Source organism: Draconibacterium sp. IB214405 (assembly GCF_033963885.1).
In the GTDB taxonomy this organism is placed as follows: Bacteria; Bacteroidota; Bacteroidia; order Bacteroidales; family Prolixibacteraceae; genus Draconibacterium.
In genome coordinates, this window is the sequence record NZ_JAXBMA010000013.1 from 1 (window position 1) to 14,072 (window position 14,072).

Annotated in this window: 12 protein-coding genes and 1 pseudogene; 12 read left to right on the forward strand and 1 reads right to left on the reverse strand. The window is 32.8% G+C overall.

Going from position 1 to position 14,072, the window contains the following annotated elements; genetic code table 11:
* The 10 genes from SLH46_RS21360 to SLH46_RS21405 all read left to right on the forward strand — a co-directional run.
* A partial coding sequence (locus SLH46_RS21360) for a DsbA family protein (protein ID WP_320283262.1) occupies positions 1-660 on the forward strand: 660 nt, incomplete at its 5' end.
* 194 nt (positions 661-854) lie between these two features.
* Positions 855-1,091, forward strand: a complete 237-nt coding sequence (locus SLH46_RS21365) for a TIGR04149 family rSAM-modified RiPP (protein ID WP_320283263.1) — start codon at positions 855-857, stop codon at positions 1,089-1,091.
* Between the two features lie 165 nt (positions 1,092-1,256).
* The gene (locus SLH46_RS21370; RefSeq protein WP_320283264.1) at positions 1,257-2,765 is read left to right on the forward strand and encodes a radical SAM peptide maturase; all 1,509 of its coding nucleotides are present in this window, start codon (positions 1,257-1,259) and stop codon (positions 2,763-2,765) included.
* Positions 2,766-2,832: 67 nt separating this feature from the next.
* On the forward strand, positions 2,833-4,080 hold the full coding sequence (locus tag SLH46_RS21375) for a TIGR04150 pseudo-rSAM protein (RefSeq protein WP_320283265.1): 1,248 nt from the start codon (positions 2,833-2,835) through the stop codon (positions 4,078-4,080).
* A 66-nt stretch (positions 4,081-4,146) separates the two neighbouring features.
* Positions 4,147-6,381 (forward strand): peptidase domain-containing ABC transporter, encoded by a 2,235-nt coding sequence (locus tag SLH46_RS21380; RefSeq protein WP_320283266.1) that lies wholly within the window; start codon positions 4,147-4,149, stop codon positions 6,379-6,381.
* Positions 6,382-6,498: 117 nt separating this feature from the next.
* Positions 6,499-7,803: an HlyD family efflux transporter periplasmic adaptor subunit gene (locus SLH46_RS21385; protein ID WP_320283267.1), complete on the forward strand. Its 1,305-nt coding sequence runs from the start codon at positions 6,499-6,501 to the stop codon at positions 7,801-7,803.
* A 185-nt stretch (positions 7,804-7,988) separates the two neighbouring features.
* Positions 7,989-8,954, forward strand: a complete 966-nt coding sequence (locus SLH46_RS21390) for a glycosyltransferase family 2 protein (RefSeq protein ID WP_320283268.1) — start codon at positions 7,989-7,991, stop codon at positions 8,952-8,954.
* Between the two features lie 13 nt (positions 8,955-8,967).
* Positions 8,968-9,555 (forward strand): serine O-acetyltransferase, encoded by a 588-nt coding sequence (locus SLH46_RS21395; RefSeq protein ID WP_320283269.1) that lies wholly within the window; start codon positions 8,968-8,970, stop codon positions 9,553-9,555.
* A 188-nt stretch (positions 9,556-9,743) separates the two neighbouring features.
* Positions 9,744-9,902 (forward strand): hypothetical protein, encoded by a 159-nt coding sequence (locus SLH46_RS21400; RefSeq protein ID WP_320283270.1) that lies wholly within the window; start codon positions 9,744-9,746, stop codon positions 9,900-9,902.
* An 11-nt stretch (positions 9,903-9,913) separates the two neighbouring features.
* Entirely contained in the window at positions 9,914-10,516 is a 603-nt protein-coding gene (locus SLH46_RS21405) for a GNAT family N-acetyltransferase (RefSeq protein WP_320283271.1), read from the forward strand.
* Positions 10,517-11,037: 521 nt separating this feature from the next.
* Here the strand turns inward: SLH46_RS21405 and SLH46_RS21410 are convergent.
* A pseudogene (locus SLH46_RS21410) lies at positions 11,038-12,179 on the reverse strand (IS3 family transposase).
* 91 nt (positions 12,180-12,270) lie between these two features.
* Between SLH46_RS21410 and SLH46_RS21415 the strand changes: the two are divergent.
* Both SLH46_RS21415 and SLH46_RS21420 read left to right on the forward strand, forming a co-directional pair.
* The gene (locus tag SLH46_RS21415) at positions 12,271-12,714 is read left to right on the forward strand and encodes a hypothetical protein (protein WP_320283272.1); all 444 of its coding nucleotides are present in this window, start codon (positions 12,271-12,273) and stop codon (positions 12,712-12,714) included.
* A 670-nt stretch (positions 12,715-13,384) separates the two neighbouring features.
* On the forward strand, positions 13,385-14,072 hold a 688-nt coding region (locus SLH46_RS21420), incomplete at its 3' end, for a hypothetical protein (RefSeq protein ID WP_320283273.1).

The following is a 14,072-nucleotide window of genomic DNA, read 5'->3' on the forward strand; positions in this document are numbered from 1 at the left end:
CAGTTCAAAATTAACGTTTATTTGTCTACTTTTAAACTGTCCTGTTTTTGGGGAAGCTTACAACTTAACCTTGTAGAAAAAAATAAGGTGAATACTGCTATAAAGAAGTTTAAACGGAATAAGGAAATATTTCGTCTTCTTCTGGAAAAGAACGAGTATAAAGAATTCCATATAACTAAGGATAGTCTTATTTTTGGTAATCCAGATGCTCCAATAACTTTCACTGCTTTTTTGAATTTTAATTGCATCCCTTGTCAAAGAGCGTATGTTCAATTAAGGCAATTGATCGATAATTGCTCTGAAATTAAAGTTCATGCCATTTTTTCCAGTTATAATCAGAAGATTTCAAAAAAAATGATAAGTACCTTGTATTATTTGTATACTAAGAAAGGACCGAAACATGCTCTTATTTTCCTTGATCAATGGTACAACACAACCACGAGAAATGGAGTGAAAAAAAATGTTGATTCACAATTTGTTTTCTCTGAAATTCATGAAATTATTGAAAATGAAAACACGAAATTATTTGAAAAACACAAAATTTACAGAACACCATCTATATTTATTAATGGTTATAAATTTCCAAACCAGTATGAATACCATGACACAGAATATTTTAAAGATGAGCTTAAGTTATTAACCAGGGAAGACAGTCCGTAATTAAACGGAAAAGGCAGGAAGTCTTTGGCGATCTCATAAGATACTTCCTGCCTGACCTTTCCATAAAAGGAATGAACGGCAAAGATAATATTAATTCCGCAAAGGCTGCCGACCTTAACCTATGCGGTGTTAAATCCAAACACAAACAGGGCTATGTCCTGTAAAATCAGTAACTAATTTTAAATTAAATTTAGATGAAAAAGATTAGGAAAATAAGTCTTTTATCCAACGAGAAAAAGCAACTTAAAAAGCAAGAACTTATAAATTTAAGAGGTGGTGGTTATACTGAAGCTTGTTGTGAATGTCCTTGTCCCGATGGAAGTATAATGTTTACACAAAACGCCAGTTTAAGTACTAGCGGTTATGGAGGGAATTGTAGGATATATCATCCTGATGGAGGAATAAATACCCCTGCGAATTGTACTTATTAAAAATTAAGGTGTTCATAATGTCGTATCAGAAAAGTATGGAATTGTGATATATTTATTTGTCCATATGGATGATTTGATAATTATGAACACTTTTTTTGGTAGAAATATAAATTCTTCTTTGTGTGAATACAAATTTATTTTCCCTTCATTTTAAAATTACTATTTATGGACTCCTTATATCTAATTAAAACAAATAATAATAATCATTACTTTGTTAATCTGTTGCAAAAACGAATTATTTATTGTCATCCAATCGTATTACAGATATTCAGGTTATGGGTGAAGAATAGCTCAAACTTTAATCTGGATTTTATAGCCGAACAATTATCAAATTTCGATGGAAACCAACTCAAATATTACTTTAAAAAAACAAGAGAGTTTATAGAAGAGGGATTTCTTGTAAACACATCTATTAAAAGGCTTGGTAGAGAAGAGATGTTACCTGAACAAATAAAGGGATGGTTAGTGAATTCCAGACAAGTTACGTTTGAAGTTACGGAGACTTGTAATCTTAATTGTAAGTATTGTGGATTTGGTGAATTATATTCTGAGGAAGATAGCCGCACAAAAGCAAAAATGGATTCGCGAGTTGCAATAAGATTTTTGGAGTATATGCGATCATATTGGAATTCATCAAATAATAGATCCCATAATAAGTATATTGTTATAGGGTTTTACGGGGGAGAACCTTTGCTTAACATTGAATTTATTAGAACGGTAACTGACTTTGTGGACAAATCAGACTTTAAACATAACAGAATTGTTTATAACATGACTACTAACGGAGTTCTTCTCGATAAGTATATCGATTTTCTTGTTGAACAAAACTTTATGCTTACCATTAGTCTTGATGGAAATGAAATTCATAATAGCTATAGAGTACAAAAAGATAGTGGGGAATCTTTTAACAAGGTATTTAAGAATGTAGAATTTATACAAAAAAAGTATCCTGATTTTTTTAAGGAGAATGTATCGTTCAATTCTGTCTTACATGATCGGAATAATATCGAAGATATTCTCTTATTCTTCGAGAAAAAGTTTGATAAAGTACCTTCAATAAATCAATTAACAGAAGCGGGAATAAAAGAAGATAAAAAAGATTTGTTTTTAAAGATGTTCAAATCTTCGTTTTTAAGTTTAAATGAATCAAGAGATTTAGATTATTTAAAAAATAAAATGAAAATAACATACCCAGGGAATCAGGATAGAACATTTTTGTTAAATACGCTTTTGGAAAATACCTTTCATACTTTTAATGATTTACTCATTGATGAAAAAGTTAATGTAATAGAAAAGTTCCCAACTGGAACATGTTACCCTTTTACCCGGAAAATCTTTGTTTCAGCAACAGGAAAGATTCTTCCATGTGAGAGTATTTCTCATAAGTTTTCTTTAGGAGAAGTAACATCCAAGGATGTTGAATTGAACTTTAATTCTGTGTCAGACCGGTATAAGAAATATTATTCATCGATTAAAAATCAGTGTCAAAGCTGTTATAATTTTCATATGTGTAAAGAATGTTTTTACAAAATAGAAGGAATCGGTGAAATTGCCATCTGTGATCGTTTTATGGATTTAGCCAATTTCAAAAAATATTTGACTAATTCGTTAACGTATTTTGAAGACAATCCATTGTTGTACGAAAATTTAATGGAAGAAAATATTTTATTGTAGTACATCATCTTAGATGTAAAGAGAAATATTTTACTAAAAATAACTCTAACAAAACCGAATTATAATTATGAAATTAAACAGTAATGATTGGTTCTATTTAGAATCATATGTTATTTGCGAAGTAATGGCAGAAAACCTTGTTGTGATAAATACGAATGATGAGAAGTATTATATTTTTCAACTTGAAGGTTTATTAAATGAATTTATTTTAGAATTATTAAAGAATAGTTATTGTATTAAATTAAAAGAAAGGTATTCATCCGAAGAAAATGTGTTGGAATTTATTCAAAAAAGTAGGAAAAATTATTTTGGTGATATAATTGATGGTACAACTGTTAAAGTTAAACCGTTTATTCCATTTCCAATTGCTAATTATCAAAAAGACGAAAATAAAGTTATAGGATTAAATCCCATTCACGGAGAGGATCTAATTCCTAAATTAAGAGAACTTACGATTTATGTTAATTCTGAATGTGATAGAAATTGTAAACTATGTAATTCTTATTATAAACAAACCCTTTTTTGTACAAAGGTTTTTGATAAAGAACTTCAATATAGTCAAATAATGAACCTTTGTTCCCAATTTTCAGAAAATACTGTAATTGCACAAATTAACGTCTCTGGAGCCAATATTTTGAGATATGAAAAATTATCTGAATTATGTGAACTTCTAAAATTAAAATGTTCATATCTTAATCTTCAGCTTTATTATCAAAATATTGAAATCACAAATATTGATGAAATCGAGTCACTAAAAAAGGCTGATAACGTTGATATACTAATAAACTTTCCATTTCGTGAAAACGATATTCAAAAATTACGTTTGGCTCTTGACAAATACGATATTGCTTATAGTTTTAAGATTGCGATTGAAAGTGAAAAACAATTTTTTACTATTGATAAATACTTAAGCGACTATCCTATTGACGATTATGAAATAATTCCAATATTTAACGGAACGAACATAAGTTTTTTCGAAAAACATGTTTTTATTACTGAAAATGATTTAAAGACGTTGAAAGTATCACAAAACAGGTATTTTTTAAACAAAACATTTAATATTAACAATTATGGAAAGATTAGCCTGGCAAGTGATGGGACGTTCTATGCAAATATTAACCTCAAATCTTTAGGGCATTTAAATCGTAATTCAATCCATGAGATTTTATACTCAGAGGTATATCATGGAGAAAGTTGGAACTTGACAAGAAGCTCTCTACCATGTAAAGAATGTGTGTATCAGTTTATTTGTCCCCCAATTTCTAATTATGAACATGTACTAGGCAGAAATAACCTTTGTCATATCTCTGGTTGAAAAGATTGTGATAAATAGTAGGGATTAAAATTCACTAATATTCTCAAAAGTTTCTGATAATTTTTTATGAAAAAATTTCCTCATTATAAACAACTTGATTCAATGGACTGTGGTCCAACTTGTTTGAGAATGGTTGCCAAATATTATGGTAAAAGTTATGGCCTTCAATATTTACGTAGCCGATCTTATATTACAAGAGAAGGAGTATCTTTAATGGGGATTAGTGAGGCTGCAGAACATATTGGTTTTCGAACAAAAGGCTTTCGATTAACATGGGATGAACTTTGCGACGATGTACCTCTTCCATGCATTGTTCATTGGAAACAACGTCATTTTGTAGTGGTTTACGCAGTAAAGAGAGAAAAATCATACTTTAGACATTCAAGTAGAAATAATAAAAGGGAAGCTACTGTCTATGTAGCTGATCCTGCACGAGGATTACTTTCGTATAAAAAAGATGAGTTTTTAAACTGTTGGTTATCATCTACTACAGAGGGAGTAAGAGAAGGAGCTGTGCTTCTGTTGGAACCAACACCCGATTTTTACAAACATGAAGATGAAGAAAAAGAGAAACTTAAATTAATATATTTATTAAACTATCTCCGCCCGTATAGAAAATATATTGTTCAGCTTGGGATGGGGATGTTAACGGGAAGCATAATAAGTCTAATTTTTCCTTTTTTAACACAATCTATTGTCGATTATGGTATCAATAATAGCGATCTAGCATTTATCGTTATGGTGCTTATTGCTCAAATGGTACTAACGTTCGGACAAACTGCCAATGGACTTATTCGTAGCTGGATTATGTTACATATTACGAGCAGAATCAGTATTTCTCTTATTACCGATTTTCTGATAAAATTGATGAAACTTCCTATTGCTTTCTTCGATATAAAAATGGTTGGGGATATCATGCAACGTATTAATGACCACAGCCGCATCCAATCTTTTCTAACCAAGTCTTTAATTGATATATTATTTGCAACATTAACTTTGACAATATATATTGTGGTGATGGCGACTTATCATATGGGGATATTGGGCATCTTCATCATAGGTAGTATTCTTTATATCGCTTGGGTTTTAATATTTCTAAAACGACGACGAGAAATTGATTACAAGCGATTTCAGCAATCATCTGCAAATAGTAACAACGTTGTTCAACTGGTAAATGGAATGCAGGAAATAAAACTCAACGGCTGCGAAAAGCAAAAACGTTGGGAATGGGAAAGTATTCAAGCCAAATTATATCGGGTAAGTATAAAAGGATTGTCGTTAAATCAAAATCAACAGATAGGTGCCACATTTATTAATCAGGCAAAAGATTTGATTATTTCATTTCTATCCGCCAAAGCAGTTATTACTGGTGATATGACGCTTGGAATGATGATGGCAGTACAATACATATTGGGGCAGTTAAACTCTCCAATTCAACAGTTCATTGGATTTACCCAACAAGCACAGGATGCCAAAATAAGTTTAGAGAGATTAAGTGAAATTCACAATCGTGATGATGAGGAAAACCTGGAAGATCGAAAGATTCGAGAAATACCATCTAACGCTGATATTGAATTAAAAAATGTAATGTTCCAATATGAAGGACCGCATTCTGAAAAAGTTCTAAAAAAAATTAACCTTAAAATACCTTCGAATAAAATTACTGCAATAGTAGGTACTAGTGGTAGTGGAAAAACTACATTAATGAAATTATTACTTGGATTTTATGAGCCAATAAAAGGAAGTATATTATTAAACCAGAAAGATTTACAAAAATATAGTGAGTCAAGTTGGCGAAAAAGATGTGGGGTGGTGATGCAGGAAGGTTTTATTTTTTCTGATTCTATTGCAAATAATATAGGAGTAATGGATGAAATTCCAGTAATGGAGAAACTTGAGCAGGCAGTATTTACAGCCAATATTAGTAGTTTTATTGATAAACTTCCTTTGCGTTATGATACTAAAATCGGAAGCCAAGGACATGGTCTTAGTACTGGGCAAAAACAACGAATACTTATTGCAAGAGCAGTATATAAAAACCCTGATTATATATTTTTCGATGAGGCTACCAATGCTTTAGATGTTCAAAATGAGAAAATAATTATGGAAAATCTTAATCAATTCTTTCAAGGAAGGACGGTTGTCGTAATTGCTCACCGTCTAAGTACGGTGAAAAAGGCGGACCAAATTGTCGTTTTGGAGAAAGGAGAGATAATTGAACAAGGCACACATAAGGAGTTAGTAAATGGTAAAGGAACTTATTTTGATCTAGTGAAAGATCAATTGGAACTGGGAGAGTAGTTGTTATATATGCGTAATAATGTAAGTTAAAATGATCGATGATTTTATAGTAAAATCAATGAATAACTGAAGTTGAGGATTATAGATGAAGGATAATACGATGAAATACTTATTCATATGAAAAGGAAATCCTTAAACTCAAAGAAAGAAACTCTCATTGAAGTTCACAATGAGGAGGTTCGGGAGATTATGAAGGAAATCCCAGGACGGTTAATCCGATGGGGCCTAACAGTTATCTTTTCGGTTTTTCTTTCAATATTGTTAGGGAGCTATTTTTTTAAATTTAAGGAAGTAATATCTGGTTCCTTGGTTCTAACAACAACTAATCCTCCGGCTCCGCTTATAAGTAATACATCTGGTCGCATTGTTACATGGTTTGTCTCCGAAGGACAAGAAGTAAGTAAGGAGGATATGGTTGCGCTAATAGGTAATACTGCCAATTTAGACGATATATTACAGCTTGAGAATATCTTAAATAGCTTTAAGTCATCAGTTGAGAATACAGTTATGTCTTATGACTTGCCTGAAAATTTGTTCCTTGGTGAGTTGCAAGAGTTGTATAATCGATTTTTAAGGGATTGGAATAATTATCGGAATTATCTCAATAAGAGTTATCTCCCACAAAAAATTGAATTACTACAAGAAGAAACAATAAAGCTGGAAGAACAATACCTTCTATCTCTGGATGTAAAACAAATGATGGAAGATGAACTTGAAATAGCAAGAAAAGGAATACATCGCTATGAAAGGATGTTAGAAAAGGGAGGAATATCAATGTCACAAATGGAAGATGAACGGGCCAGTTTAATTCAGAAAAAAAAAGGATACATAAATTTTTTATCGTCCCTTAAATCTGATGAAATTAATCTCATTAGGCAGAAACAATCATTGATAGATTTACAAGAGCAATATCAAAATGATGTAGATCAGTTCGAGTTTGATCTAACAGATGAAATAAGCATTTTAAAGAATCTTTTAAAGAATTGGAAAGATAAGTATCTATTGATTAGTCCTATTGATGGTAACGTTACTTTAACTACCTATTGGAGCGAAAATCATGTTGTCGATGCAGGAGAGCGTGTCGCGACCGTTGTTCCAGTTGAAAATAGTGGCATTATATGTAGAGCTGTCATTCCATCCTCTGGCATAAGTAAAGTAAATATTGGTCAAAAAGTTAATATTAAACTTAAAGGGTATCCATATATGGAATATGGAACGTTGAATGGTACTGTTCAATCGATATCTCTTGTTCCCGAGAAAAATGAAGGTTATATCGTGGAAATCGGATTGAATGAAGGTATGCTTTCAAGTTTTAGTGAGCAGTTAAAATTAGTACAGGAAATGGATGGTACAGCGGAAATAGTAACAAAAGAGATACGGTTTATAAATAAGTTTGTTAATCCTTTCAAAGTGATCTTATAAATGGTATTTCTAATTGCATTATAACCATGTTTATATGAAAAGTAGAATTTAATATTTTTTTAGTAATAACTACTAATAAAAAAGTTATGTCAAAGCCGAGATATTCGAAATATGAGATTATAAATAGATTCTTTCATAAAATACATGTCGAAAGAACACGTTTTATAACTCAAAGGATCGATAAAATGTCTATCCCAAGAGGTAAAGATGAGTTACGGCTTTTTGTCATTGCAAGAAATGAATCTTTGAGATTACCATACTTTTTAAGGTATTATTTAGATAGAGGTGTTGACAGGATTTTTCTCATTGATAATGATTCGACAGATAATACAATTGAGATTGCACTTCAGTTTCCCAACGTACACGTATTTAAAATAACAGAAAGTTTCAAAAACTTTTGGAATTGGATCGAGTTTTTCTTGAATAAATATGGTAAAAATAGATGGTGCTTGGTTGTAGATGTCGATGAACTATTATCATATCCTTTTGAGGAAATTACACCATTAAAAACACTTGTAAATTATTTGGAGAAAAATAAGTTTGATGCTATCCGTTCTTTCCTTCTGGATATTTATTCGGATAAACCAATTATAGAAACTAATTACTGTCCTAATAATAATCCTTTGGAATCTTGCCCGTATTTTGATCCTACTTTTAATGAGGGGAGAATTAAGTTATTCGACAAGAAGAGATGGATGTATTTTGAAACAATAATATATTTTGGAGGAATGAGAGAACGAGTATTTAATAAAATTGCCAGAAGTTCGTGGAATTATCATTTATCAAAAATTTCATTATTTAAATACTCAGGCAATGTGTATGTTACTGAGGGGATGCACTCTGTTAATGGAGCTCAAATCGCAGATATTACTGGTGTCGTATTTCATACAAAGTATATGCAAGATTTCATTAAACGAGTAATGATTGAGTCACAAAGAGAAGTTCATTTTGGAAATGCAATGGAATATAAAATATATAATAAGGCATGTTTATCAGAAAATGATATCACACTTTGTTTTAAAGACTCAGTTCGTTTCGAGAACTCTAGACAATTAATAAAATTGGGAATAATGCGAACCTCCGTTCAGTTTAATAATTATCTGGCGGAGAAAGATTTAGATCTGAGCTTGATTATTCGTAAACTAAAATAACAATTATCATGTAATGGCAAAGTTTTTATTTTTTTTAAGTAAAGTAAGACTTCTTCCCCATCTGATTTTATTTAGAACTCATAACAATAGAGACGTTATTCAATATGAAGTTGAACGTTGGATGAAAATTCTAAAGATCAACAAGGACCCAAAGTTAGGGTTCTTATTACTGATGACTTTCTTCCCAGAATATAGAAATCTATTTTATCATCGCATCGGTATAAATGCATCGTTATATGTGAGCTGGCTTTGTCCGAAAATGAATACATTATATCTAAATACTAGAAATATTGGCCCTGGATTATTTATTCAACATGGTTTTTCCACAATTATCGCTGCACGATATATAGGAAAAGATTGCTGGATTAATCAACAAGTTACTATAGGATATTCAAATGGGATCGATTGTCCAACTATAGGAAATAATGTTACCATCAACGCAGGAGCCAAAATAATTGGAGGAATAACAATGGGGGATAATTCTATTGCTGGAGCAAATGCTGTGGTGGTTAAAAATGTGCCTGAAAGTTGTACCGTAGTGGGTATTCCTGCTTATATCGTTCGTAGAAACGGAGAAAAGATTCAAAAGTGTAACGACTGATAGGCATATAGTGTTAGTAGTTTTCGGATGTAATTTCGATATTTTAACTTCTTATTTCCGGCATTAAAAACCAATTTTCAACCCTTTTTGTATGGAAACCATCAAAAAAAGTATACTTTTGCCGAACTTTTTTATAAGATTATTGAGAAAATAGTTTAATTTTAAGCAAAACTGTTATAAACAAAACAATGGCAATCGCAATTAAAACCATACCTACTTTAAAAGAGGAGGAAGCAAAAGCTTTTACTGTAAAAGCCAATGCATCTTATACTCGCAAGGCTACTGTGGATTTTAGCAAGCAGGTTAAGTCTGCACGCTCGATATTGTCAAAAGCTAAACTTCGCTAAAATTATTTCAATTGTCTTTTCTTGCCGAAAAATGCACATTTACTGTTCTAACTAAAGAAGTTATTGACCAGTCAGCTGACTTTGATTGTGGTCATTCTGATTTAAATGATTTTTTTAGAAATGATTGTATTGATTATTCCAATCAACTGTTAGGCAAAACGTATTGTTTTTTGTTAGACGAAGATCCAACACAGATAATTTGTGCTTTTACCGTAGCAAATGATAGTATTAAAACCAATATCCTTCCAAATAGCAGAAAGAAAAGAGTCATAAAAAAGATCCCACATGTAAAACATTTTAATAGCTATCCTGCTGTATTGATTGGTCGATTAGGGGTTAACGAAGCATATAAATGCCAGGGAGTTGGGCGACAACTAATGGATTTCATTAAATCATGGTTCATCGACCCTTTTAACAAAACGGGTTGTCGCTTTGTTGTAGTGGATTCTTATAATGAAAAACAGCCTGTTCGTTACTATCAGAAAAATGACTTTGATTTTATTTTCTCTACTGAAGAGCAAGAACGAGAGGCGTTAAGACCGAAAAGCGAGGAGCCTTTAACAACGCGCTTAATGTATTTCGATTTAATTATACTATCCGCGGACATCTCATAATAATTCTTTCCAACCTTTTCAATATCTTTTGTAATTGTTAATCAGGACAAAGTACAACTTATCCATTGCGTATTTGCATTTTATATAAGTTTCTAATTGGAAAAACCGACCAAACTGACCACCTGATTCCGATTGAAAGTGACCACCCCTTTCCGGGGTAAAGTGACCACCTGAAACGAAGAGACTTTTTCATGTTTTTGAAGGCCTAATTTCGTGTGTAAATCAATGCACGAGATATGGCTAATAAACTAATAAACATGAGTAAAGTAAGAAAAGTAATCCAACTGCACTGCCAGGGAAAAAGCAAGTTATTTATCAGCAACTACCTTTCGTTGTCGCGCAATACGGTAAAAAAAATACATTGCGTTGTACCAAATGCTAAACCTGTCACCCGAGGCTGTAAGCTTCCCCTTTTTAGGACTACTTAAAAATAGATTATTTTCTTTTTTATAACCAAATTCTGAAAGCTTTTTCAGTGTGATTTCTGGTTCTGTCAAGGGCGACTGAGTGAGCGAAGTCGTTTATATACCCTTTACAGGTTCGTAAATCACATTTTCTTTGCTTTTCAGCTTTTGGTTTTTCATTTTATTGGCATAACCTATCGGAGTCATTCCTCCCAATGAATCATGCGGTCTTTTATTGTTGTAATCAAATATCCATCTTTCTGTTTCATCCCTGGCTTCATCCAATGACTGAAACAGGTAAGCATCAAGTACTGACCTGCGGTAGGTTCCGTTTAAACGCTCTACAAAAGCATTTTGTGTTGGTTTCCCTGGCTGGGTATATAAAAGTTCAATTCCTTGAAATTTGCTCCATCCTTTTAACAACTCTGCAATAAATTCTGGGCCGTTGTCCATCCTTATTTATTCTGGTTTGCCCCTGCGTTTTATCAGGTGATTCAGCACATAAACTACTTTGTTGCTTCGGATGGAGTGGTCAAGCTCAACATGGAGCGCTTCTCGGTTAAAATCGTCCATTATATTGAAACTCTTTATCTTTCGCCCATTTTCTAAGGCATCGTGCATAAAATCAATCGACCAGCAATTGTTGATGTTTTCTGGAATTACCAAAGGAACTTTTACCCTGGCAGGAAGCCTTTTCTTTACTTTCCTGCGCATATTTAGTTTCATCATACAATAAACCCGATACACCCGCTTATGGTTCCACTCATTGCCTTCCAGGCGTAACCGACCATATGCCTTCCAGAATCCTTCTGTAGGGTGGTCTTTCGCTTTTATGGTAAGTGCATCAATTACCTCAGCATCGTCTTTTATCGACTCGTAGTAGTAAACGGAACGACTCATATTTAACACACGGCACGCCCTGCGGATGCCAACAGTAGGATTGGTACAAACTTCTTTTGCAACCTCTCTTTTCTCACAAGGCTTTAAAGCTTTTTTTCGATAATCTCTTTGGCAAGTTTTAAATCCAGAGCTTGTTCGGCATACATCATTTTTAACTTGCGGTTCTCCTCTTCCAGTTCCTTGAGCCTTTTCAACTCTGAGGCTTCCATGCCACCATATCGTTGCCGCCATTTGTAAAATGTAGCTCGGCTAACGCCATGCTCACGAACAATTTCTTCTACGCTTTTGCCGTTTTCGTACTCCTTTAAAATCGAGGAGATTTGCTGTGGTGTAATCTTTTCTTCTTCATCTTCTAACAGTTCAAAATTAACGTTTATTTGTCTATTTTTAAACTGTCCTGTTTTTGGGGAAGCTTACAACTTTAGCCTTTCCCCAAATAATGGTCATTCAATGGAAGACCTATCAGAATTGACAAAAATTCATCACAATTCATATATTGGGCTTTCTCAGGAGGGTATATCGCCTTTCGTTTGCTGTAGTCGAACATGGTCCGATTTTCATGCTGAATATGTTCGTCACTTCACAAGACAGCAACGACTTGACAACAAAGAGTATTTCAAAAGGTTTTTCAAACCGGAGTTAACTCTACCAATTAACCAAATACAAAATCAAATAGATAGAAACTTAGTAACTCCAATAATAAGACATATACATTCTCCTGCGATGGATCCGGCTGGACAGATTATTCACGTAGAACAAATACATATACATTTTACCGAAGGAAGTGCTTTGAATATAGATGGGACATGGAAACATGGGCAAATTGAAATACCAAATGCAGCTTGCAACCAGTTGGTGGATTGGGGTTTCTTATTACCAGAAAATCTACAATAAGGTATAAACATGAACTCATACTAACGTGTCCAAATTATACTGCAGACTAACAGTTTTTCCTACTTGCTCAGAATATTGCAAGTGAGCCTTTAATAAATATGTTTTCAGTACTGGTTTGAAGATGACCTTTAATAGTCTTTCAAGATGCAAGGTTGCAATCACGATAGTTGGATTGATTTGCCCTAAAAAACACGATTACATATATAGTAAGAGAGACCGAAGATAGTATTATCTTGTTTGCGGCACTTTGTTTTTTTGCAGTAATTTTTGAACCCTTTAATGATGATTAAATTAAGAAATGTATCTCATAATTTTTATACCAAAACGTTCAAATTAGGCTGTATATTTACACTAAATTTTATTTACTCATCACCATCCTCCCATATTGAAAAAATAACAGTAAGATCTAATTGAAATTTATGTTCACCTAATTCAATAATTCTTACCACCAATTTGCATTTTATAAAGCCAAAAATACACTTTGTTGATCCTGAGGTGCCATTCGTAAAATCGATATTTTATAAATGGTTACAGAATTATACATTCATCATATAAACTAAAACCTCGTAAATGAAATAAGAAAATAAACCAGTGTATTGCTTACAAGGTAGGTACACACTTCTACCAACATTAAATCAAATTTTTTAATAATATCAAACACCCATTAATAATGAAAAAGAAAATTCTAACAGTAGTTGGAACGATATTCTTGTGGTCATTTGGGCATGCCCAAATTAGCAGTCCTCTAGTCGATACTACATTGGAAAATCAAGAATCAAGTTCGACCATTACTCCATTACTGGTTATCCCTAACTTGGATGTAACCCAGGCGACAAATTATAACGTTATTCCGCAAAACCCACAAGCCGCGAGTCTTGGTAGTTTTGGAAATCTTGGAATTAATGAAGCAACAGGATCACCTAATATAAATATACCTATATATACGATATCGGAAGATGGAGTCAACGTGCCAATTTCTCTTTCCTATGACGCGACAGGTATACGGGTTACAGACATCTCTACAGAAGTTGGTCTAAAATGGAATCTCAACGCTGGTGGCTCAGTTTCACGAACAATTAGAGGATTAGCTGATGATGATGTTTCCGGTTGGTTCTACTATTCAGGAAGTAACTTCCCAAGTTTAACCTGGAACAATAATGTTATGTGTTATCAAAATCAATTGTCAGCAGTCTCGGATAACACGGTAGATGTGATACCCGATTTATTCTATTACAACTTTAATGGAAATAACGGGCAGTTCTTTTTTGAGCAGACTATGGATATGCATAAGGCTTTTGATGATGATCTTAAAATTGTTCCAACTTTTACGTATGGAGGGATTAATACGGAATTTACAA